Origin of the sequence: Pseudomonas sp. MF6751, from assembly GCF_016613265.1 — a bacterium.
Classification (GTDB): domain Bacteria; phylum Pseudomonadota; class Gammaproteobacteria; order Pseudomonadales; family Pseudomonadaceae; genus Aquipseudomonas; species Aquipseudomonas fluorescens_BV.
The window spans coordinates 126,622-149,053 of record NZ_JAENSV010000004.1 but is presented as its reverse complement, the minus strand read 5'-3'; the positions used below and the strand labels follow the sequence as shown (position 1 = coordinate 149,053).

The following is a 22,432-nucleotide window of genomic DNA, read 5'->3' as shown; positions in this document are numbered from 1 at the left end:
GGCACGGATCTGTTCCTGAAGTCCGAGCTCCTCGAGGAACACGGTGAGTTGGCAGACGAAATTGATCGACTCAGGTGGCTGCAGCAAATGGGTCTGCCTGCGCCTGTGGTCTTGGATGAGGTTACAGCGGCCCATCGCCATTGGTTGCTGATGACCACCGTACCGGGACAGGACCTGGCCAGCGCCAGCGAGCTTTCAGCCGAGCAAATTATCTACATCCTGGCGACCGCGCTGCGTACTTTGCACCAGTTACCCGTGGCCCTGTGCCCCTTCGATCACTCCCTCCAACTGCGCATCGCACGCGCACACCAGCACGTCAGTGCCGGCCTCGTGGACGAGACAGACTTCGACGACGAGCGACTGGGGCAAAGCGCTGAGGATGTGTTTGCTGAACTGGTGGCGACTCAGCCAAAGACTCATGATCTGGTAGTGACCCATGGCGACGCTTGCCTGCCGAATTTCATGGCGGCAGAGGGTTGCTTCAGCGGCTTCATCGACTGTGGACGGCTGGGGGTCAGCGATCGGTTTCAAGACCTTGCCTTGGCAGCACGAAGTATTGAAAGCAATCTGGGGCTGGCATGGGTGAGGCCATTTTTTGAGGCTTATGGCGTTGAGCCCGATGAGCAGCGCATGAAGTTCTATTGTCTGCTGGATGAGTTTTTCTGACGCTCTAAGCTGATATTCATACCTCGAATAGTTTGTAGCGCCAGCACCGTCACTCGCTGGGTCAATACCTTCTGAAAACCGGCGTTACGAGTACCAGCACCGTCAGGATTTCCAGCCTTCCCAGAAGCATTCCAACGGTAAGTAACCATTTGGCCGCATCCGGCAATGATGAGAAGTTGCCTGCCGGCCCAATGATTGTGCCCAGGCCTGGCCCGACGTTACACACCGCCGTGGCGGCGCCGCTCAACGCGGTTATCCAATCAAGCCCAATGAGAGCCAGGCCCAAAGCGATAGCGGCAATCGTGATGGTGAAGAAAAACGAGAAGGTCAAAAGCGAGCGCACAATCTCCTCGTCGATGGGATGGCCGTTGTATTTTTTCTGAATCACGGCTCGAGGATGGATCAACTGCTTCAAGCTGCTGACCAGCAGAGCGGCAGCCACCTGAAATCTGAAGATTTTAAGACCGCCTGCCGTTGAGCCTGAACAGCCACCGACAAAGGTTAAATAGAAAAACAGCAAGACCGCGAAGCTGCCCCACAAGGTGTAGTCGCCCACCGCAACGCCGGTGGTCGTGACCACCGAGGTCACATTGACGGCCACGATACGAAACGCATCCCACCATCCATGATCACTGTGAAAGTGCAGCCAGGTACCCACAGCCAACGATGTGATGAGCAAGAATCCGATAAATCCGCGCACCTGGTGATCTCTGATCAAGGCACGCCGATTACCTCGCAATGTTGCAACGTACAAGGTGAATGGCAGGCTGCCCAGAACCATGATGGCTACTGCCACCCAGTGAATCGCTGGTTGCGTCCAATGCCCAAGAGAGGCGTCCGAAGTTGAGAATCCTCCGGTAGAGATCAGCGACATCGCATGGTTGACCGCTTCAAATGGCGTCATTCCAGCGAGCCAGAGCGACAGGGTTCCGATGCCTGTCAGCCCCAGATAGAGCAAAAGAATGTACTTGGCTGCGACATGGGAGCGAGGTGTCACTTTCTCAGACCAATCTGAGGACTCTGTCTGGAACAGACGCATGCCGCCGATGCGCAAAAGTGGAAGAATCGCCACAGCCATGCCGATAAAACCTATGCCGCCCAACCAATGGAGCATCGAACGCCAGATCAGCAACCCGGGAGATGAACTATCCAGACCGCTTAGGACGGTCGAGCCAGTGGTTGTGATGCCAGACATCGTTTCAAAGAAGGCGTCGGTGTAGCTGATCTTGCTGATGAACACCATGGGTAATGCAGCGAAGGTGCACACAACTACCCAGCTTGCGGTAGTCAGTAAGTACATGTCCCTTGGGCGAAGATGGCCAATATCCGGGCGGCCCCGCACGATCAACAGAAGGCCGCAAATGAAGGTGATCAAACTCGCCCAGAGGAAGGCCGAGAGATCGTCACTGCGCTCATAGACCACCAGTGTAATCATGGGAATCACCATGCTTACGGCCAGCGTGATCAAAAAAATACCTAAGATGAAGCCGATAAGCCGAATTGCTGCGAGTGACATCACAGTAGCGTTCCGAAATGAGCACCGCGCAGTATCGGACGCCCCCCAAACAGGCTGCGTAAATTCTCCGTAAAATTTTTACGCGCTATCAGTCAGGCTACGTGTCTCAAAAGGCCAGCCCCCTACCTGGCAATGCACAAAGCAACTGAAAGTGCCAACCTCAAAAAGCCAAAAGCCCGCAATTACGCGGGCTCCAGGATATTTGTTACTAGTGGGTGCCGGTCAATGCCGGACGTCCAATCATTCCCACTCAATCGTCGCCGGCGGCTTGCTCGACACGTCATAAGTCACGCGGGAAATACCTTCGATCTCGTTGATAATCCGGCCGCTGACCGTCTCCAGCAGTTCGTAAGGCAGGTGTGCCCAACGCGCTGTCATGAAGTCGATCGTCTCTACGGCACGCAGTGCAACAACCCACGCGTAACGGCGGCCATCGCCTACAACGCCAACCGATTTCACCGGCTGGAACACCACGAACGCCTGGCTGACCTTGTGGTACCAGTCGGCCTTGCGCAGTTCTTCGATGAAGATGTGGTCGGCGCGACGCAGCAGGTCGGCGTATTCCTTCTTCACTTCACCCAGGATACGCACGCCCAGGCCCGGGCCCGGGAATGGATGGCGGTAGACCATGTCGTACGGCAGGCCCAGTTCCAGGCCCAGACGGCGGACTTCGTCCTTGAACAGTTCGCGCAGCGGTTCTACCAGCTTGAGGTTCATTTCCTCAGGCAGGCCACCCACGTTGTGGTGGGACTTGATCACGTGGGCCTTGCCGCTCTTGGCGCCGGCCGACTCGATCACGTCGGGGTAGATGGTGCCCTGGGCGAGGTATTTGATGTTGTCCAGTTTGTTGGACTCGGCATCGAACACGTCGATGAAGGTGCGACCAATGATCTTGCGCTTCTTCTCCGGGTCGGACTCGCCGGCCAGGTTGTTGAGGAACTGGTCCTCAGCGTTGGCGCGGATCACCTTGACGCCCATGTTCTCGGCGAACATGGCCATCACTTGCTCACCTTCGTGCAGGCGCAGCAGGCCGTTGTCGACGAATACGCAGGTCAGCTGGTCGCCAATGGCCTTGTGCAGCAAGGCGGCCACAACCGAGGAGTCAACGCCGCCGGACAGGCCAAGCAATACGTTGTCAGTGCCGACCTGGGCGCGCACTTGGGCGATGGCGTCTTCAGCAATTTTCGACGGGGTCCACAGGGCTTCACACTCGCAGATGTCGAGGATGAAACGCGACAGGATGCGCCCGCCTTGCTTGGTGTGGGTCACTTCCGGGTGGAACTGCACGCCGTAGTAGCGACGCTCGTCGCTGAACATGCCGGCAATCGGGCAGCTCGGGGTGCTGGCCAGGATGTGGAAGTCTGCCGGCATTTTGGTGACCTTGTCACCGTGGCTCATCCAGACGTCGAGGCCGAACAGGCCGTCAGCATCGATGTGGTCTTCGATGCCGTCCAGCAGGCGGCTCTTGCCAACCACGTCCACACGGGCATAACCGAATTCACGCAACTCGGAGCCTTCTACCTTGCCACCCAGTTGCTCGGCCATGGTCTGCATGCCGTAGCAGATGCCGAATACCGGCACGCCCAGGTCGAATACCGCTTGCGGGCAGCGCGGGCTGTTGGCTTCGTGCACGGACTCGGGGCCACCGGCGAGAATGACGCCTTTGGGTGCGAATTCGCGGATCGCTTCATCGTCCATGTCGAACGGATGCAGTTCGCAGTACACGCCGATTTCACGCACGCGGCGGGCGATCAGCTGAGTGTACTGGGAACCGAAGTCGAGGATCAGGATGCGGTGGGCGTGAATGTCGAGGGCCATGAAGTCAGTCTCGTCTAATGAATCAGAAACAACTCGGGGCTGAAAGAACAGCCCCGGTTACTTAACGTTTTGCTGGAAGCCTCAACCTACACGGTAGTTTGGCGCTTCCTTGGTGATCTGCACGTCGTGGACATGGGATTCAGCCATGCCGGCGCCGGTGATCCGTACGAACTCTGGCTTGGTGCGCATTTCTTCGATGTTGGCGCTGCCGGTGTAGCCCATCGAGGAACGCAGGCCGCCCATCAGTTGATGGATGATCGCGCTCAGGGTGCCTTTGTACGGCACACGGCCTTCGATGCCTTCCGGTACGAGCTTCTCGGCGCCTGCCGAAGAGTCCTGGAAGTAACGGTCGGAAGAGCCTTGCGCCTGGGACATGGCGCCCAGCGAACCCATGCCACGGTAAGCCTTGTACGAACGGCCCTGGAACAGTTCAATCTCGCCTGGCGCTTCTTCGGTACCGGCGAACATCGAGCCCATCATCACGCAGGAGGCACCGGCAACGATGGCCTTGGACAGGTCACCGGAGAAACGGATGCCACCGTCGGCGATCAAGGGTACGCCAGTGCCTTCAAGGGCAGCGGCGACGTTGGCGATGGCGCTGATCTGCGGCACGCCCACACCGGCGACGATACGCGTGGTGCAGATGGAGCCTGGGCCGATACCGACCTTGACTGCGTCGGCGCCAGCTTCGGCCAGGGCCTTGGCGGCAGCGCCGGTGGCGATGTTGCCGCCGATCACCTGCACTTCAGGGAAGTTCTGCTTGACCCAGCGTACGCGGTCGATCACGCCTTTGGAGTGGCCGTGGGCGGTGTCGACCACTACCACGTCAACACCGGCAGCGACCAGCGCCGAGACGCGATCACCGGTGTCTTTACCGGTACCGACCGCAGCGCCAACGCGCAGACGACCTTGGTCATCCTTGCTGGCCAGCGGGTAAGCCTTGGCTTTTTCGATGTCGTTGACGGTCATCATGCCCTTGAGGGCGAACTTGTCGTCGACGATCAGCACGCGCTCGATGCGGTGCTTGTGCAGCAGTTCACGCACATCGTTCTTGTCGGCGCCTTCCTTGACGGTGACGAGGCGCTCTTTAGGCGTCATCACTTCACGGACGGTGACTTCAAGGCGGTTCTCGAAACGCACGTCACGGGAAGTGACGATGCCGACCAGGTCGCCATCGTGCAGCACCGGGACGCCGGAGATGTTGTGCATACGCGTGAGTTCGAACAGATCACGCACGGTAGCGTCGGCTTCGATGGTGATCGGATCTTTCACCACACCGGCTTCGTAACGCTTGACCTTGCGCACTTCGGCAGCTTGCTGCTCGATGGTCATGTTCTTGTGGATGATGCCGATGCCGCCTTCCTGAGCCATGGCAATGGCCAGACGGGCTTCGGTGACGGTGTCCATGGCAGCGGAAACCAGGGGAATATTCAGCTCGATGCCACGGGTTAGGCGGGTCTTGAGACTGACTTCGTTAGGAAGCACCTCGGAATAACCGGGCACTAGGAGAATGTCGTCGAATGTCAGAGCTTCTTGGCTGATACGCAGCATCGCGGGGGCTCCCGAGCGGGAAAATGGAAGCGCGCCATTATATACATGCACCCTGCCGGGCTCAATGTAAAACTCTGACAAACTTGGTAATACTGATAGATGGGTAATTTGATCAGGGTTATAGCTCGACTTTGACCCAACTGATCTTCTGGTCCAGCCAATCGGCAAACTCGTCGATAAAGCTCTGTTTGAAACCCGCCTCCGCCCAGTTGTTGAAAATGAATCCCAGGTTGGAAAACCCGCATTCCTGCAGGAACAGAAAGCCATTGATGTCGTCTTCATGCCCACATAGCGGGCAGGTGAAGTTATCGGTGTGGCCAGGCATCCAGTCTTCCAGGCTTTCAAACAGCGCCTCGCCGACTTCCTTGAGGCACTCCGGGCAGCCCGCTTCTTCGAGGAACCCCTTGGCCGGGGTATAGATGCAACGCTTGTAGATAATCTCCAGGCCATTGACCGGCTCGTTGAACGGCAGCGCCTCGGGGTGCAGCACCACGGCGCGGGCACCATCGGCCAGGGCGTAGCCCATGCGGTTGCCGGTACGCCCACAGGTGGTGAGCTCTTCCTTGATGATGTTCTTGCGCACCAGCCAGCGCACAATCGCCCGGGCGCGGGGTTCGTGGACGGGCAAGGTGGAGATTTTCGGGACAAGGATGCTTTGGGAGTTCATGGGAGTCCTGCGGTGTGGCTATTGGCGCCATCGCGGGCAAGCCCGGCTCCCACAGGTGATCGCATTCCAATGTGGGAGCCGGGCTTGCCCGCGATGACGCCCGGGAGGCTGGCAGCTTAATCCCTGAAAAAATCAGGTCAAGTACTCAAATACCGTCCGATCAACGCAATACCACTGGCCAATACCAGCCACGTCACCAACCGCACGAACGCCTCACGGGACAGCCGCATCGTCAGCCTGCGCCCACACCACAACCCCAGAACCATCGCCGGCAACAGGCAAACCGCCAACATCAATAACGGCAAATCTGCATACACCCCGGCAATCAGGAACAGACTCAAACGCACCACCGTGCTGCAACTGATCAGCGCGCTTTGCGTAGCCCGCGCCGCGTCCTTGGGCAAACGGCTGTTCAGGTAAATCGCATATAAGAAGCCGCCACTGCCGAATAGCGCCCCAAACAGGCCGCCAACGGTGCCCATGGGAACCGACCAGCCCGCCGCCAGCTGAGTCGGTCGTGCTTTCACCGCCAGGCTGTAAATCGCGTAGGCGCTGATAAACAGCCCCATCAATAACAGCAACAGGTCCGAATGCAGGTTGAGCAAAAACACCACGCCCAGGGTGCAGCCGATGGCCATGCAGGGCAGCAACCGCAACAGTTCCGGCTTGTTCACATCGCGCCGCGTTTGCAGCAGGCCGCCAAACGCCGCGACAAAGTCCAGAAGCACCAGCAACGGGATGATCTTCGACAGCGGCATGAATAAAATCAGAATCGGCCCCGCCACCAGCGCCGTGCCGAACCCGGCAATGCCGAACACGATATAAGCCACCGTCACGCCCAGGCCGATCACCAGCCAATCAATACCACCGAACGACCACTGGCTCATCAGCTCAACCGGGCCCATGAATTATTCCTTCTATTGAGATGCCGTTCACTTTAGCCATCGGCAAGGGTTGCGACTAATATCTTCCAGGCTCACTACTCATCTCAAAAAGGCATGACTCTTGATCTCCACCCGGCAACTGCGTTATTTCGTCGAAATCGCCGACAGCGGTAGCTTCAGTGCTGCCGCCGAGCGCCTGTTCGTGGCGCAATCAGCTTTGAGCCGGCAGATCAAGGAGCTTGAATCTCAACTGCAAACCCCACTGTTCGAACGCACTGCACGCCAGCCAAGGCTGACGGCCGCCGGCGAAGCCTTCTACCCACGGGCGCGCAACCTGCTGAGTGAGTTGCTCAAGGCCAGCGACCTGGCGACACAAGTGGGCCAGGGCCAGCTCGGCACCTTGCGCCTGAGCCATTCGAGCACCGTGCCGATGAGCGGCGCGTTACTGCAAGGCATCAGCACGTGGCTGGAGCGCTGTCCGGGTGTGTCGATGGATATCGTCAAACTCTCCTCCGAAGCCCAACTGGAGGAAATCGCCGAGGGGCGCCTGGACGTCGGCCTGCTGCGGTTGCCGGTGTTGCGCCAGCGCGAAGGCGTGCGCGTGGTGCCTTGGTGCACCGAGCCGTTGGCGCTGGCAGTGCCTACGGGTCATCCCTTGGCACGCGGCAACGCAGCGGTCGAGTTAATGCAACTCAAGGACGAGGCGTTTATTTCAATCCCCCACCCTCAGCGCGGCGGGCTGAGCTATCTGTCGGCTGAATTGTGCATGCGTGCAGGTTTTTTCCCCAAGGCGGCGCGGGTGATGTCGCGCAAGACCACGCAGTTGCAATTGATCCAGGCCGGTTTCGGTATTGCCTTGCTACCAAAATCCATGCAGGACATCGCCCCGCCCAACGTGCAATTTTTGCCCTTGGCCGACCCTGACTGCGACAGCACCGTAGCCCTGGCCTTTGCGCAAGCGCCAAACGCGCTGGTGGAGCAATTCTGTCAAACCCTGCACGAATGCCTATAAACTGCCGCCCATGATTAAAGATCCTTTTGCCCGCTTGGGCCTGGACCGCGAAGTCCTGACTGTCAGCCAGCTCAACGGCCGCGCGCGGGTGTTGCTCGAAGACGTGTTCACCAATATCTGGGTGGAGGGCGAGATCTCCAACCTCGCCCGCCCGGCCTCCGGCCATGTGTATTTCACGCTCAAGGACAGTGGCGCCCAGGTGCGTTGCGCGCTGTTTCGCAATAACGCGGCGCGGGTACGCCAGGCGTTGAAGGATGGCCTGGCGGTGAAGGTGCGCGGCAAGGTCTCGTTGTTCGAGGGCCGCGGCGATTACCAACTGATCCTCGATACCGTGGAGCCGGCCGGTGATGGTGCGCTACGCCTGGCCTTCGATGCACTGAAGGAAAAGCTGAGCGCCGAAGGCCTGTTCAGTGCCGAACGCAAAGTGGCGCTGCCGGCGCATCCTCGGCGCATCGGTATTATCAGCTCGCCCACCGGCGCGGTAATTCGCGACATCATCAGCGTATTCCGCCGCCGCGCACCGAACGTTGAACTGACCCTGATCCCTACTGCCGTGCAAGGCCGCGAAGCAATCCCGCAGATCGTGCGGGCACTGAAACTCGCCGACGCCCGGGGTTTCGACGCGCTGATCCTGGCCCGTGGCGGTGGCTCCCTGGAAGACTTGTGGTGCTTCAACGAAGAGGCGGTGGCCCGCGCAATTGATGCCTGCGTTACCCCTATCGTCAGTGCCGTTGGTCATGAAACCGATGTATCCATCAGCGACTTCGTGGCGGACGTCCGCGCCCCTACTCCCTCCGCCGCCGCCGAGTTGCTGGCTCCCGACGCCAGCCATCTGGTGCGTCAAGTGGAAAACCTGCAGCGCCGCCTGGTAATGCTGATGCGCAACCGCCTGAGCCACAGCCGCCTGCGCCTGGAAGGCATGGCCCGGCGCCTGCGTCACCCGGGCGAGCGCTTGCGCCAGCAGGCCCAGCGCCTGGATGACCTGGACATGCGCTTGCGCCGCGCCTTTGAGCGTAGCCTCAATACCCGTCGCGAGCGCTTGATCCGCCTGGAAACCCGCCTCGCCGGCCAGCACCCCGGCCGTCAACTGGCACTCTTGCGCCAGCGCCTGGACAGCCTCGCCGAACGCCTGCCCCGCGCCATGCGTGAAGGTCTCAAGGCTCGGCGTCTGCAACTGCAGAGCCAAGTGCAGACATTGCAGGTGGTCAGCCCGCTGGCGACCCTGGGCCGCGGCTACAGCATCCTGTTGGACGAGCGCGGCCAGGCGATTCGCAATGCCGCACAAACCCACACCGGCCAGCGCCTCACCGCGCGCCTGGGTGAAGGCCAATTGCAAGTGCGGGTGGAAGACAACCACCTGACACCCGTCACCCTTTCATTATTGGATTGATCGATGCCACGCCTACTGAGCCTGTTGATGCTGTTGTGCCTCACATTTCACGCCCACGCCGACAGTTACATCACGCGGACCCTGAACAAACCGGTGCCAGGCGGCGTGGCCGTCGTCGAACTAGGCCCTTCGGCCACGGCGCCGAAAGCCACCTACCAGGGCAAGCCGGTGCTGGTGGTCAAGGAGCAGGACAACTGGCTGGCGATTGTGGGTATCCCGTTAACGGTCAAGCCTGGCAACGAGCGCATCAGCAGCGGTGGGCGCAACCTGCCGTTTATCGTCGGTTACAAGAAGTATCCGGAACAGCGCATCACCTTGAAGAACAAGAGCCAGGTCAACCCTGACCCGGCCCAGCTCAAGCGCATCGAAGGCGAACTGGCAGTGCAGCTCAAGGCTTACCGCAGCTTCAGCCCGAACCTGCCTAGCAACCTGGTGCTGGATAAGCCGGTGAACGGGCCGCTTTCGAGCAAATTCGGGGTGCGCCGCTTCTTCAACGGTGAAGAACGCAACCCGCATTCGGGCCTGGATTTCGCCGTACCGGCCGGCACACCGATCAAGACACCCGCCAATGGCAAGGTGATTCTGGTCGGCAATTACTTCTTCAACGGCAATACCGTGTTTGTCGACCATGGCCAGGGTTTTATCAGCATGTTCTGCCATATGTCGAAGATCGATGTGAAGGTGGGTCAGCCACTGGTGCGCGGTGCGGTAGTCGGCAAAGTCGGCTCGACAGGCCGGGCCACTGGGCCGCATATGCACTGGAACGTCAGCCTGAACGATGCACGGGTAGATCCGGCGATTTTTATCGGCGCGTTTCAACCCTGAATACCGTGGCCGTGAGGGGCGTCAGTGATTTCCTGCGCTGGTGCCTGATCTGCCGGAGGTTCGCTGCAATGCATTGTGATCTTCTTACACTTTTGCGATGAACCATCCGACACCCGAGACTCACTCAACCAGCGATTTACACGGACGTAATGAGCAGGACCTGAGCATTGGAGATTCAATTCCCATGAGACTCTTTCCATGTCACTTACCCCAGCACTGTCAGAGCGACATTCGCAAAACCTCCTGACCTCATCTCACGCCTCACCCGGTACTCCCCCGACCAGCCCGCCTACACCACCCGCAACTCTGCAACAACCTGCATCAGCTCCCTTGCCCGCCGCCGCCAATTACGCCCCCGATGACCCGCCTACTCCCGCCTCGTCAGGTATAACCCCGGCGAAAATGCGATACCCGCAGTTGGTGAAGCATTTCAAACCCAGCAATGAAACACAGTTCACCGCTGAACACGGGATGCTGACTGAAGACAAGCAACGCCTGCATAGCCAGCAACCCGGCTTCAAGGCCTTTATACAGTCGCAACTTGAGGAAGCGTTTCCCGCGATCAGGCCGCTGAATCCCGACATGCTCAGTTTCAATCGCTACAGAGTGGGCGATGGACGCGAATCACTGGCCTCTTCAGAGCCCCTGATGGCTGCGCTGGCCAGGATGATCCGCGACATCCAGGCCAACCCGAATGCGTTGATGCGCCCGGAGCGAGGCATAAGCACTGAATTCACGCATCGACGAACCATTGCCGACCTGGCGGTACCGGCCTTTACCGACGGCACGCTGCAATCCATTGCTCGCAGCATTGCCACGCAATACCCGCAGGCGCTTGAAGAATACTGGAGCACACCGCGGCCGGTGGAAAATCAGCCGACTCTCCAGATGTCGCCGCAAGAGCAACTGTTGTTCCTGCACAAAAAACAGCTGTCGATCCTCGCCTCACTGCGCCTGAGCGATGGCACCCTGAGCGCGACCGGCAAAGGCCTGATCGACTCCGCGTTGCGCTACCCCACCCTGCAAGACCGGGAAAAACGCTTCACCGACGGTGATCGCTTAGGGGTGTACCCCGTCACTGTGGATGACCAAACGGAACATGGCGCGATGCTGCCAGGGGCCTTTCTCATCACCCGAAAAGACGGCTCCTATGCTACGCCGCCCACCTGGCCGAATGGGCGCGCACTTGCGCTCAACGATGACAATGGCCCCGTCGTGATGTACACGCCCAGCGAAGGTTTCGAGGAATTCGCAACCCCGGCCCAGGCACGCCAGGCTTTGGCCAGCCGCCTGGACCAGGGCGGTGTCGAGGCCAAGTTGCTCCTGCAAGGCCTGCCCCCGGCTCTGCAAAACAGGCCCGACCCTATTACCGGAAAAGATCTAATGTCGAGTGTCGAGCCATCGGCCGGGGATGTGTTGGCGCAATCGATCCCCTGGATGCTCAAACGCCAGCGGGCAGACATTAATACCCACCTGAGCACAGCACTGGCGCCAGGCAAAACCGTCAAACCTCTTCTCGACAGTGCCACATTGGAAGGTATCGATAATGCGGCTGACTGGTCGTACCTCACCGATGGCACCAACGCCATGCTGGCCCGGGACGCCAAACTGACCGACAAACTCCAACCCGAATGGTTGAAGAATCTAAGCCCCTTTCAAGAAGCCTTGTTTTTGCACTTGGACAAAGCGCAGGAACGGAGCCTGGATGCGCTGACGCCCCTGCTTGAAAAAATCCCGGCGCTGAACACCTTCGCCCGTGATCGCCTGAATGCAGCCATCAAACAGCGATACCCGGCAGCAGAAATCGATGCGGATCAACTCATGGTGCAGGTCCACACCCGCACCGCCATCCACGGTGGGAGAGGGACTGGCCAACCCCTCTATTCGAAACAAGACGCGGTGTCCCTGACCGACTTGGCGCTGAAGAATCCCAGTGGCTTCCCTGCCGTCGAAAGAGGTGTATACACCGATGAGAAAATGACTTTGCCTCTGCGCGACAAGCACGGCAAGCCCGTACGGGACCTGAGCGGCAGGCCGGTTACCCTGGACACCGACGATCTCAAGGCACTGGTCAATACCGCCGATGTCGGTGGCGAATACACCAAACTGCTCAAACAGGAAATGGCCCCAGATGCCCAATCGGGGAGCGCTGTGCACTTGCGCACAGCGTGGAAAGCTCATCTGGCAGACGCGATGGACAAAGAGGCGTTTCTGGCAGAACTCAGCCCCGACGCCTATACGGAACTGGCCAGCGACAACATCCATAAACGCGCGGCGCAGTGGGCGGATGCGGTACTGACTCACCCCGACCCGGCCACCCGCCCTCAAGTCGATGGGAAAACCATCGTCGCCAACAGCCTGCTGCACAGGGGGCTAGCGGTGCAGGGCGTGATGGTGATCGGCAACCAGACAGATCCATCGCTGGTGCTGTACACCCCCAAGGCTCCCGACGGCATTACTTATCGCGAAGTCGCGGACCACAAGGCCCTCGACACCCTCCTGGAGAAAAAAGAGTGGGCAACCTATATCGCGCAAAGAAAATCACCCGTCAGTAAAGATGAGGTCGATCAGTTCAAGGGAGCGCTTAAAGAAGCTGCGTACAGCCCAACGAAATTGATGTCCCCCGAGCTGGCGGTCTCGTCGATCAAGCTGCTGGGAGGCGCCACTCGCCTTGAGCCCATAAAAGGTGATTTCCAAGACCATCTGTACAAGCAACACGTACAGATGGCGATCGACCGAGCGGATCACCAGTCCGTAAGCAGTGCGGAGGTCGCACGGCAATCGCTCAAGAACAAAATCGAGTTCGGCATTGAAGTGGCATTGATCTTTACCGACCTGATACCGGTGGCTGGCAAAGGCGTCTCTGCGGGTTTTCGTCTGGGCAAAGCCGGCATCAGCGCACTGCGCGCCAACAGCAGAGTGTTGCCGCACCTGATCAAAAGACCCGGCCTGGGACGGGCGATCTACAGTGATTTCACCCTGTCTGCCGCGGGTATCTCCAATGTTCGCGCGGCCCCCATACGCCCGGTATTCAAGTCGTCGACGGCGACAGGCGCGATTACCCCGCGCCCAGGGCCAAGAGCACTGCCTGCGCCCGTCAGCCCAGTGCCGGCGCGACCTTTAGCCAGCACCGGCAACACTATCGCCGGCTCACGCACGCCCAACGACGCCGTCATTCCAGAGCGCGACTTGAGTGCGTACGCCAGGCCTGGCGATATGATCAACGGCCGGACGCTAAGGAGTGACGGTACCTATAACGTTGGCGACGAGTGGTTCATCCGATTTACCGACAGTACCCGCGTGAGCAGGGTTTATCAGATCGATTCAGCCTTTCACGCTCGCAGTGGCTGGGTCAATATCATCGACCCGAACGTCCCATCAACTGCGCCCAAAAGCAGTAGAATCGTCGCCTCTGTACAACATGCGGGCAACGGTGAATGGCGCCTGAATCAACTGCCCGGTGGAGCGCCCACGCCGGCACCGGGAGCTTCGACGAGAGGCGCCGAGGCCCCTGCCCGACCAGCGTTACCAGACGCCGAGTATTTCAGCCTCAACAGAGGGCGGCTGGTCGAAGCCGACTTCACCCCTAAAACCTTGCCAGTGGCCAGGTATTGGTTCAGGCGGGATTTGTACAACTTCTACAAGAACATGCTCACTCAAGGCCAGATGCCGCCGCGCCCGCCCCGGCTGGAGCTCGCACCCGGCACCTCGCCGGCCGACCTGCTGCGTAAGGCCTACGAAATCACTGATGTGGTGGTACTGGGCGAGCGCCATAACGAAATCGCAAGTTTCCAGATGCTCAAAGAGAATATGCAGGCCCTCAAAGAGTCGGGGGTTACCACGTTTTATATTGAAGGTGTCGAAACCAATGCCGCGGGCCAGCTCATGGATGTGGGCATGGGTGGCCACCGTCCTCAAGGCGCGTCTCCCACGCTCTCGGAACTGGTTCAACTTGCCAATGACAATGGAATCACCGTCAAATCCCTCGAGCACCACTACTTGACCCGCCGATCGGATATGCCCGATTTCTACAAGTACGTTGGGGACAACGACAACGGCATTACTCGCCTGCAAGAATTCAATTACTTCGCGACCCGTATCTTGGAAACACGCAAGCCGGGCGAAAAAGTACTCGCCTTGGTCGGCCGGGCCCATATGAACACGGCCCGAAACGTTCCAGGTCTGGCGGAACTCACTGGAGGGGTGGGCATAGGCGTGTACCCGGACAAAACATTCAACAAGAGTGTTGCCATCAGCGGCCCGTCAATACCAAGGGATCCCGGGGCCAACGTCACGAATAGCCATACGGCAGGGGATTATCAGGTCTTCCATAAAGTCATTTGAGTAATCACCGTCGTGCGTTGTTTGCACGATGGTGAGCCCTTCACTGTCGCATGCGGCGCCACGGGAAAACCTCATCACCAAAATTGCGCCACCACCTACAGCAGCGCAACAATGTGAAGAAAACAAGATGCTGTTAGCAATAAATATTCGTAAAGCTTGTTTTACACAGAAAATCTATCAATTTTTCCCGACCACCTTGCCATCTCACTTGGCCACGGTTAGGGTTGGGCTTATGAAAACCTCTCACACCCTCATTCAGCTCCGCCAGCACCGCAGCCTGTGCCTTGTCAGCGCACGACTGCCAGGCTGAATCGATCTGCCTCGCCCTCAGTTTTATCCCCAATAACAGTTCCACGGCAGGCCGCCTTTTCTCGGCCCCTACAACCAAGGATTTCCCGATGAGCATGCTCAAAGACCCGTCTTCGAAGTACCGCGCGTTCCCCACCATCGACATTCCGGACCGTACCTGGCCGTCGAAGACCATCACCCAAGCGCCTATCTGGTGCAGCTCCGACCTGCGTGATGGCAACCAGTCGCTGATCGAGCCGATGGACGCGGTGAAAAAGCTGCGCTTCTGGAAGACCCTGGTGGCCGTTGGCGTGAAGGAAATCGAAGCCTCGTTCCCTGCCGCGTCGCAAACCGACTTCGACTTCGTGCGCACCCTGATCGAAGACAACCACATCCCCGAGGACACCACCATTCAGGTGCTGACCCAGGGCCGTGAAGACTTGATCGCACGCACCTTCGAATCCCTGCGCGGCGCGAAGAAAGCCATTGTGCACTTGTACAATGCCACCTCGCCGTCGTTCCGCCGCATCGTGTTCAACCAGGACAAGGACGGCATCAAGGCCATCGCGGTCAACGCCGCCAAGCTGTTCGTCAAATACGCTGCCCAGCAGCCGGAAACCCAGTGGACCTTCGAATATTCCCCAGAGACCTTCAGCGCCACCGAGCTGGAGTTCGCCAAGGAAGTCTGCGACGCGGTGATCGAGGTGTGGAACCCGACGCCTGAGCACAAGATGATCCTCAACCTGCCAGCGACCGTCGAGTGCGCCACGCCGAATATCTATGCCGACCAGATCGAGTGGTTCGGTCGCCATATCAACCGTCGCGACAGCGTGATCATCAGCCTGCACACCCACAACGACCGTGGCACTGGCGTGGCGGCCACCGAGCTGGGCCTGATGGCCGGCGCCGACCGTGTGGAAGGCTGCCTGTTCGGCAACGGCGAGCGCACCGGTAACGTCGACTTGGTCACCGTGGCACTGAACATGTACACCCAGGGCCTGGACCCGCAGTTGGACTTCTCGGACATTGACGGCGTGCGCAAAGTGGTCGAGGAATGCAACCAGATCCAGGTGCACCCACGTCACCCGTATGTCGGCGACCTGGTGCATACCGCATTCTCCGGTTCCCACCAGGACGCGATCCGCAAAGGTTTCTCCCAGCAGAAAGACGATGCGCTGTGGGAAGTGCCGTACTTGCCGATCGACCCGGCCGATATTGGCCGCAGCTACGAGGCGGTGATCCGCGTGAACAGCCAGTCGGGCAAAGGCGGTATCGCCTACCTGCTGGAGCAGGAATACGACATCAGCTTGCCGCGTCGCATGCAGATCGAGTTCAGCCAGGTGGTGCAGGTCGAAACCGACCGCGTGGGCCTGGAGATGACCGCGCCACAGATCTACGCCTTGCTGCAGCGTGAATACCTGCAAGCCAACACGCCGTACGCGTTGGTCAGCCACCGCCTGCAGGAAGAGAACGGCAACAGCTTTGTCGAGGTAGAAGTCTCCGGCAAAGGCCAGGGCGAAACCAACCTGCATTGGAAGGGCAAAGGCAACGGTGCGCTGGAAGCCTTGGTGGCCGGCCTGCCGATTGGCGTGGAGATCATGGACTACAACGAGCACGCGATTGGTGCGGGTACCAATGCCAAGGCGGCGGCCTATATTGAACTGCGCGTCAACGGCGAACGCCCGGTGCATGGTGTGGGGATCGATGAAAACATCACTACCGCCAGCTTCAAGGCGCTGTTCAGTGCGCTGAACCGTTCGTTGAGCCAGCAGGAAGCCAAAGCGGCGTAAGCATTGCCGTAATGCAAAAGGCCCCTGGGTGAGAATCCAGGGGCCTTTTTGTTCGGCGTCAGAGTTGTATTGTTTGTGGGGCCGTCATCGCGGGCAAGCCCGGCTCCCACATTTGGATTGCATTTTTCAGGTAACCCCAATCAACTGTGGGAGCCGGGCTTGCCCGCGATGACGCTCTTGCAGGCGACAGATAGGCCTTAGACAAACTGAAAGCTATCGGCATCCAGGTTCGCCGGGAACCGCGTGCGGTAAGCCGCGAGCTCCGCCGCATCCAGGATCACCTGGAACACCCCATCCGCCTCCCCTGCACTCAGCAAAGTCTCACCCTGGAAATCCAACACCTGGCTATCGCCGGTGTAGGCAAACCCCTTGCCGTCGGTGCCCACCCGGTTCACCGCCGCCACGTAACACAGGTTCTCAATGGCCCGCGCCGGCAACAGCCGATTCCAATGCTGACGCCGAGCGCCCGGCCAGTTGGCGGTGTACAGCAGCAGGTCCGTATCCTGGGCGTCGCGGCTCCACACCGGGAAGCGCAGGTCATAGCAGATCAGCGGGCGAATGCGCCATCCCTTCAACTCGAACTGCACCTGACGTTCACCTGGGGTGTAATGGTCATGTTCACCGGCCATGCGGAACAGGTGGCGCTTGTCGTAATGCAATACCTCGCCATCCGGCCGCGCCCACAGCAGACGGTTGCGGTGGCTGCCATCGGCGGCCTGGATGATCACACTGCCGGTAATCACGGCCTGATACTTTGCCGCCTGGGCCTGGAGCCAATGATGGGTGGGGCCGTTTTCCGGCTCGGCAAGGGTTTCTGATTTCATGGAAAAACCGGTGGTGAACATCTCTGGCAGCACGATCAAGTCGGCGCCTTTGGCCTGCTCCAGCAGCAACTCGAAGTGTTCGAAATTGGCATGCCGGTCATGCCAGGCCAGGCTCGTCTGCACCAGGGCAATGTTCAGATTGGGCAGTACACTCAGATCACGCATAGTTTTTCCGCCGCTTGTCGCAACGTCTCCTCGCGTTTGGCAAAGCACAGGCGCACCAGGCGCTGGCCTTGGGGTGGGTGCTGGTAGAACACCGAAACCGGAATGGTCGCCACGCCATGTTCACGGGTCATCCACAGGGACATGGCGATGTCATCCAGGTCTGGGCGTATCTGCGAGTAATCCACCAGTTGGAAGTAAGTGCCGGTCACCCGGGTAAAGCTCAAGCGCGATGGCGCCAGCAGGTCGCAGAACAGGTCCCGCTTGGCCTGATAGAAGGCCGGCAGTTCTTCGACATGTTCCGGGTGTTCGGCCATGAAGTCCGCCAAAGCGTACTGCAAAGGGGTGACGCCGCAGAAGTTGACATATTGATGCACCTTGCGCAGTTCGGCGCTGAGGGCCGGTGGCGCGACCACGTAGCCGGTCTTCCAGCCTGTGACGTGATAGGTCTTGCCGAATGAGCTGACCACGAATGCGCGCTGATACAGTTCCTGATGGGCCAATACGCTGACGTGGGGCACACCGTCGAATACCAGGTGCTCGTAGACCTCATCGCTGATCAGGTAGATATCGCGGTCGCTGATCAGTTCGGCCAACTGGTCCAGCTCGGCACGGCTGATCAATGCACCGGTGGGGTTGTGCGGGCTATTGAGGATGATCATGCGCGTACGCGGTGAAAGCGCAGCCTTGAGTTTCTCGAAGTCCAGGGCGAAGCCTTGCAGGCTCAGTTGCACATGCACGCAGCGGCCACCGGCCAGTTCAACCGAAGGCTCGTAGCTGTCATAGCTGGGGTCGAACACGATGACTTCATCGCCGCTGCGAATCACCGCCTGAATGGCGCAAAAAATCGCCTCGGTAGCGCCTGGCGTGATGGTCACTTCAGTGTCGGCATTCACCGTGACGCCATAGCTTCGGGCGATCTTGGCCGCCACTTGCTGACGCAGCACCGGCAGGCCTGTCATGGGGGCGTACTGGTTATGACCGAGGGCGATATGCTTACCCACTGCATCGAGCAAACCCTGCGGACCATTGAAATCGGGAAAACCCTGGGACAGATTGAGCGCGCCGGTTTCGGCGGCGAGTTGCGACATGGTGGTGAAAATGGTCGTGCCGACGTTTGGCAGCTTACTGGTGATCATGGGAGCCCCCTTCGGGTGAGCTGCAAGTTTTAAGCTGCAAGCTGCAAGCAGGTCAAGGGGCAAACCGCCAGGCACAAAAAAGGGCTCCAAAGGAGCCCTCTCTTGCAGCTTGTAGCTTACAACTCGAAGCTGCCGTTATTTTTTATCACGGCGCTTCTTGTCGGCCTTCTTGTGGTGAGTCATCAAACGACGCTTCTTGTTCACCTGACGGTCAGTCAGTGTGTTCTTGTTGCCTTCGTATGGGTTCTCGCCACCCTTGAACTCGATACGGATCGGCGTACCGACCAGTTTCAAGACACGGCGGTAGGTGTTTTCCAGGTAACGCACATAGGACTTGGGCACCTTCTCGATCTGGTTACCGTGGATCACGATAATCGGCGGGTTGGCACCACCCAAGTGGGCGTAACGCAGTTTGATCCGGCGGTTGTTGACCATCGGCGGCGCGTGCTCGCCGACCGCATCTTCCAGGATCTGGGTCAGGCGGTTGGTCGGCCAGCGGGTAACCGCGGACTTGAACGAGTTCTGTACGGACGCGTAGAGGTTGCCCACGCCAGTGCCGTGCAATGCCGAGATAAAGTGGATATCGGCGAACTCGACGAAGAACAGCCGACGTTGCAGCTCGATCTTGACGAAATCGCGCTCGCTCGGCGTCATGCCGTCCCACTTGTTGATCGCGATGACCAGGGCACGACCGGCTTCCAGGGCAAAGCCCAGCAAGTTGAGGTCGTGGTCCACCACGCCTTCGCGGGCGTCCATCACGAAGATCACCACGTTGGCGTCTTTGATCGCCTGCAGGGTTTTGACCACGGAGAACTTTTCAACTTCTTCGTGGATCTTGCCGCGCTTGCGCACACCGGCGGTGTCGATCAGCGTGTACTTTTCCTCGTTGCGTTCGAACGGGATGTAGATGCTGTCGCGGGTGGTACCGGGTTGGTCGTAGACGATAACGCGGTCTTCACCGAGCATACGGTTGACCAGGGTCGACTTGCCGACGTTCGGGCGGCCGATGATAGCGATCTTGATACCGTCTTTTTCGCTCGGGCCAGGAATGCGCTTGGCTTCCTCGCCTTCAGCGACGATCTCTTCCTCGCCCTCTTCTTCCTCGACATCATCCTTTGGGAAGTCGCGCAGGGCGATTTCCAGCATCTGGGTGATGCCGCGGCCGTGGGCACCGGCGACCGGGATCGCATCGCCCAGGCCCATCGGGCTGAATTCGGCACGGGCGGCCTCAGGATCGATGTTGTCGATCTTGTTGGCGACCAGATAGGAACGCTTGTTGCGCTTGCGCAGGTGCTCGCCAATCATCTGGTCGGCAGCGGTGTAGCCCGCGCGGGCGTCCACCAGGAACAACACGACATCGGCTTCTTCAATGGCAAGCAGCGACTGCTCGGCCATCTTTTCGTCCATGCCATGCTCGTCACCGGAGATACCACCGGTGTCGACAATAATGTAGGAGCGCCCTTGCCACTTTGCCTCACCGTATTGGCGATCACGGGTCAGACCGGACAAGTCGCCGACAATGGCGTCGCGAGTCCTGGTCAGGCGGTTGAACAAGGTGGACTTGCCGACGTTAGGTCGGCCCACCAGGGCGATTACGGGAACCATGCGGCTCTCCACTTCGTTATTTCAGAAAATACAAAAGCCGCTGCAGGGCAGCGGCTGGTGCTCGGGGCAGCATCGTCAGATGCCGCATGCCCCGCCGAAGCAGGGCCGCCTGGGGGTTACCCCAAGCATAGTCAAACCTTTACTTGATGGTCAGGGCTTCCAGCTTGCCGCCGTTGCCATACACATAAAGCATGTTACCCACCACCAGCGGACGCGCACGCAGGCCGTCGCTGTCGATACGCTGGCGACCGACAAAACGACCGTCCACCTGGCTCAGCAGGTGCAGGTAGCCTTCAAAGTCACCGACCGCGACGTAGCTGGAGAAGACTTCCGGTGCCGACAGTTGACGGCGAGCCAGGGAGTCATTGCTCCACAGTGCAGTGGTGGAACGCTCATCGACACTTTCAACGGTGCCGGATGCCAGGCTCACATAGACGCTGCCAAACCCTTGGGCGACACCCGCATAGCTGGAGGCATCACGCTGCCAGTTGATGCGACCGCTTTGCAGGTCCAGCGCAGCAACACGACCCTGGTAGGTGGCGACGTAAAGGGTTTCACCCGACAGCAACAAGCCGCCGTCGATGTCTACCACGCGATCCAGTTCGGAGCGACCTTGCGGGATGGCCACACGAGTTTCCCAGGCCGGCACGCCGTTCTGGGTATTCAGGGCAACCACTTTACCGGTCGACAAGCCAGCAACGGCCAGGTTGTTGGTCACAATCGGACCACTGGTACCGCGCAGGGTCAACACCGCAGGGGTGCTGTCGTACAACCAGCGTTGGTCGCCGGTGGAGGCATCCAGGCCGATCACGCGGTCGTCCTGGGTTTGCACCACAACGATATCGCCGTTGGTCGCCGGCGCCGAGAGCACTTCACTGGTCACGCGAGCGCGCCATTTCTCTTCACCGGTGCTGGAGTCCAGCGCGACCACGTCACCCTTGAGGGTACCGATCAGCACCATGCCGTAGCCGACGCCCACACCGCCGGAAACCGGCAGTTCGAGGTCTTTCTTCCACTTGACGTCGCCGTTCATGCGATCCATGGCAACCACGACGCCAGTGGAATCAGTAGCCACGATGTTGTCGCCGTCAATCGCCGGCTGCAACAGGTTGTAGAGGTCGCCCTGCCCATCACCAATGGATTGGCTCCATTGTTTTTGCAGGACCACTTCTTCCTTGAAGCTGGTCAGCTCGGCAGGAGGCAGTTCTTTTTTGCTGTTGCTGCTGCAACCCGCGGCCAAAACGGCCAGAGCCAGCAATGCTGCATGTTTCCAACGGATCACGTCACGCATCCCCTTTGGCCAAGTCGTCGAGCTTGATTTGTAAGCCACCGACCGCCGCTTCATCAGACAGCGCCGCCTTGGCTTTTTGGTACGCAGCATGGGCTTCGTCGGTACGACCCAATTGGACCAACAGGTCGCCCTTGAGCTCTTCGCGAGTGGCCACGAATGCCTTGTCAGCATCGCCGTCGAGCAGTTTGAGTGCTTCGTCAGCCTTGTTCTGCGCCGCCAATACCTGTGCCAGGCGCTGACGTGCGATTTCACCCAGGGTCGGGTTGGTCGGCTTGTCGGCAATGGCCTTCAGCTCGGTGGCGGCGTCATCCAGTTTGCCGGTATCGACCGCGACTTTCGCGACGAACAGGCTGCCGTACTGGGCGTAGGTACTCCCGCCGAATTCGTTCTTCAGCTTGCCGGCCAGGTCTGCAACCTGCGCTGGGTCAGGCTTGCCGTCCGGCGTCAGGGTAGTTTCCAGCAATTGCTGATAAACGATCGAGGCGCCCTGGGATTGGTTGGCCTGATACTTGGTCCAGGCTTGCCAGCCGAACACCACCACTAAAGCCAGCAGGCCGCCAGTGACCAGGGGCTTGCCGTTACGCTGCCACCAGTCCTTGAACTCGGCCAGTTGCTCATCATCAGTACTCGACACCCCAATACTCCTTAATCGCTAAATTC

General features: G+C 59.4%; 16 protein-coding genes. 6 read left to right on the top strand and 10 right to left on the bottom strand.

The window, feature by feature from the left end; translation table 11 throughout:
- Positions 1 to 48: 48 nt before the first annotated feature.
- Complete coding sequence (locus JJD66_RS05530; protein ID WP_234452164.1) at positions 49 to 666, top strand: APH(3') family aminoglycoside O-phosphotransferase; 618 nt, start codon at positions 49 to 51, stop codon at positions 664 to 666.
- 61 nt (positions 667 to 727) lie between these two features.
- Here the strand turns inward: JJD66_RS05530 and JJD66_RS05525 are convergent, their stop codons facing one another.
- From JJD66_RS05525 to JJD66_RS05505, 5 genes are all read right to left on the bottom strand, one after another.
- On the bottom strand, positions 728 to 2,182 hold the full coding sequence (locus JJD66_RS05525; protein WP_060765150.1) for a TrkH family potassium uptake protein: 1,455 nt from the start codon (positions 2,180 to 2,182) through the stop codon (positions 728 to 730).
- A gap of 240 nt (positions 2,183 to 2,422) precedes the next feature.
- A complete protein-coding gene (gene guaA / locus JJD66_RS05520; RefSeq protein WP_096143334.1) occupies positions 2,423 to 4,000 on the bottom strand; it encodes a glutamine-hydrolyzing GMP synthase in 1,578 nt (525 codons plus the stop codon).
- Between the two features lie 81 nt (positions 4,001 to 4,081).
- Positions 4,082 to 5,551, bottom strand: a complete 1,470-nt coding sequence (guaB, locus tag JJD66_RS05515; RefSeq protein ID WP_034128014.1) for an IMP dehydrogenase — start codon at positions 5,549 to 5,551, stop codon at positions 4,082 to 4,084.
- A 118-nt stretch (positions 5,552 to 5,669) separates the two neighbouring features.
- Positions 5,670 to 6,218 carry a hypothetical protein gene (locus tag JJD66_RS05510; protein ID WP_057703905.1) on the bottom strand — a complete coding sequence of 183 codons (549 nt, stop codon included), beginning with the start codon at positions 6,216 to 6,218 and terminating at the stop codon, positions 5,670 to 5,672.
- Between the two features lie 137 nt (positions 6,219 to 6,355).
- Positions 6,356 to 7,123: a sulfite exporter TauE/SafE family protein gene (locus tag JJD66_RS05505; RefSeq protein WP_200647726.1), complete on the bottom strand. Its 768-nt coding sequence runs from the start codon at positions 7,121 to 7,123 to the stop codon at positions 6,356 to 6,358.
- Positions 7,124 to 7,223: 100 nt separating this feature from the next.
- Here JJD66_RS05505 and JJD66_RS05500 point away from each other — a divergent pair, with 100 nt between their 5' ends.
- From JJD66_RS05500 to leuA, 5 genes are all read left to right on the top strand, one after another.
- The gene (locus JJD66_RS05500; protein WP_200647725.1) at positions 7,224 to 8,114 is read left to right on the top strand and encodes a LysR family transcriptional regulator; all 891 of its coding nucleotides are present in this window, start codon (positions 7,224 to 7,226) and stop codon (positions 8,112 to 8,114) included.
- Positions 8,115 to 8,124: 10 nt separating this feature from the next.
- Positions 8,125 to 9,504: an exodeoxyribonuclease VII large subunit gene (gene xseA / locus JJD66_RS05495; RefSeq protein ID WP_054897806.1), complete on the top strand. Its 1,380-nt coding sequence runs from the start codon at positions 8,125 to 8,127 to the stop codon at positions 9,502 to 9,504.
- Positions 9,505 to 9,507: 3 nt separating this feature from the next.
- Positions 9,508 to 10,329, top strand: a complete 822-nt coding sequence (locus JJD66_RS05490) for a M23 family metallopeptidase (protein ID WP_054897807.1) — start codon at positions 9,508 to 9,510, stop codon at positions 10,327 to 10,329.
- A gap of 471 nt (positions 10,330 to 10,800) precedes the next feature.
- The gene (locus JJD66_RS05485) at positions 10,801 to 14,673 is read left to right on the top strand and encodes a membrane-targeted effector domain-containing toxin (protein ID WP_200647724.1); all 3,873 of its coding nucleotides are present in this window, start codon (positions 10,801 to 10,803) and stop codon (positions 14,671 to 14,673) included.
- A gap of 398 nt (positions 14,674 to 15,071) precedes the next feature.
- On the top strand, positions 15,072 to 16,751 hold the full coding sequence (gene leuA, locus JJD66_RS05480) for a 2-isopropylmalate synthase (RefSeq protein WP_200647723.1): 1,680 nt from the start codon (positions 15,072 to 15,074) through the stop codon (positions 16,749 to 16,751).
- A gap of 197 nt (positions 16,752 to 16,948) precedes the next feature.
- Here leuA and JJD66_RS05475 read toward each other — a convergent pair whose 3' ends face one another.
- From JJD66_RS05475 to JJD66_RS05455, 5 genes are all read right to left on the bottom strand, one after another.
- On the bottom strand, positions 16,949 to 17,740 hold the full coding sequence (locus tag JJD66_RS05475) for an amidohydrolase (RefSeq protein ID WP_200647722.1): 792 nt from the start codon (positions 17,738 to 17,740) through the stop codon (positions 16,949 to 16,951).
- Positions 17,728 to 18,876 (bottom strand): pyridoxal phosphate-dependent aminotransferase, encoded by a 1,149-nt coding sequence (locus JJD66_RS05470; RefSeq protein ID WP_200647721.1) that lies wholly within the window; start codon positions 18,874 to 18,876, stop codon positions 17,728 to 17,730. Before JJD66_RS05470 ends, JJD66_RS05475 begins: the two co-directional genes overlap by 13 nt.
- Positions 18,877 to 19,011: 135 nt before the next feature.
- Positions 19,012 to 20,481 (bottom strand): ribosome biogenesis GTPase Der, encoded by a 1,470-nt coding sequence (gene der / locus JJD66_RS05465; RefSeq protein WP_016977675.1) that lies wholly within the window; start codon positions 20,479 to 20,481, stop codon positions 19,012 to 19,014.
- 139 nt (positions 20,482 to 20,620) lie between these two features.
- On the bottom strand, positions 20,621 to 21,772 hold the full coding sequence (gene bamB / locus JJD66_RS05460) for an outer membrane protein assembly factor BamB (RefSeq protein WP_032903676.1): 1,152 nt from the start codon (positions 21,770 to 21,772) through the stop codon (positions 20,621 to 20,623).
- A complete protein-coding gene (locus JJD66_RS05455; RefSeq protein WP_003194010.1) occupies positions 21,765 to 22,406 on the bottom strand; it encodes a YfgM family protein in 642 nt (213 codons plus the stop codon). Before JJD66_RS05455 ends, bamB begins: the two co-directional genes overlap by 8 nt.
- Positions 22,407 to 22,432: the final 26 nt, after the last annotated feature.

What these genes read in the sequence shown, in the direction of transcription:
- JJD66_RS05525 (WP_060765150.1), bottom strand. Translation starts at nt 2,182, where the DNA reads ATGTCACTCGCAGCAATTCGGCTTATCGGCTTCATCTTAGGTATTTTT.
- guaA (WP_096143334.1), bottom strand. Translation starts at nt 4,000, where the DNA reads ATGGCCCTCGACATTCACGCCCACCGCATCCTGATCCTCGACTTCGGT.
- guaB (WP_034128014.1), bottom strand. Translation starts at nt 5,551, where the DNA reads ATGCTGCGTATCAGCCAAGAAGCTCTGACATTCGACGACATTCTCCTA.
- JJD66_RS05510 (WP_057703905.1), bottom strand. Translation starts at nt 6,218, where the DNA reads ATGAACTCCCAAAGCATCCTTGTCCCGAAAATCTCCACCTTGCCCGTC.
- JJD66_RS05505 (WP_200647726.1), bottom strand. Translation starts at nt 7,123, where the DNA reads ATGGGCCCGGTTGAGCTGATGAGCCAGTGGTCGTTCGGTGGTATTGAT.
- xseA (WP_054897806.1), top strand. Translation starts at nt 8,125, where the DNA reads ATGATTAAAGATCCTTTTGCCCGCTTGGGCCTGGACCGCGAAGTCCTG.
- JJD66_RS05490 (WP_054897807.1), top strand. Translation starts at nt 9,508, where the DNA reads ATGCCACGCCTACTGAGCCTGTTGATGCTGTTGTGCCTCACATTTCAC.
- JJD66_RS05485 (WP_200647724.1), top strand. Translation starts at nt 10,801, where the DNA reads ATGCTGACTGAAGACAAGCAACGCCTGCATAGCCAGCAACCCGGCTTC.
- leuA (WP_200647723.1), top strand. Translation starts at nt 15,072, where the DNA reads ATGAGCATGCTCAAAGACCCGTCTTCGAAGTACCGCGCGTTCCCCACC.
- JJD66_RS05475 (WP_200647722.1), bottom strand. Translation starts at nt 17,740, where the DNA reads ATGCGTGATCTGAGTGTACTGCCCAATCTGAACATTGCCCTGGTGCAG.
- JJD66_RS05470 (WP_200647721.1), bottom strand. Translation starts at nt 18,876, where the DNA reads ATGATCACCAGTAAGCTGCCAAACGTCGGCACGACCATTTTCACCACC.
- der (WP_016977675.1), bottom strand. Translation starts at nt 20,481, where the DNA reads ATGGTTCCCGTAATCGCCCTGGTGGGCCGACCTAACGTCGGCAAGTCC.
- bamB (WP_032903676.1), bottom strand. Translation starts at nt 21,772, where the DNA reads ATGCGTGACGTGATCCGTTGGAAACATGCAGCATTGCTGGCTCTGGCC.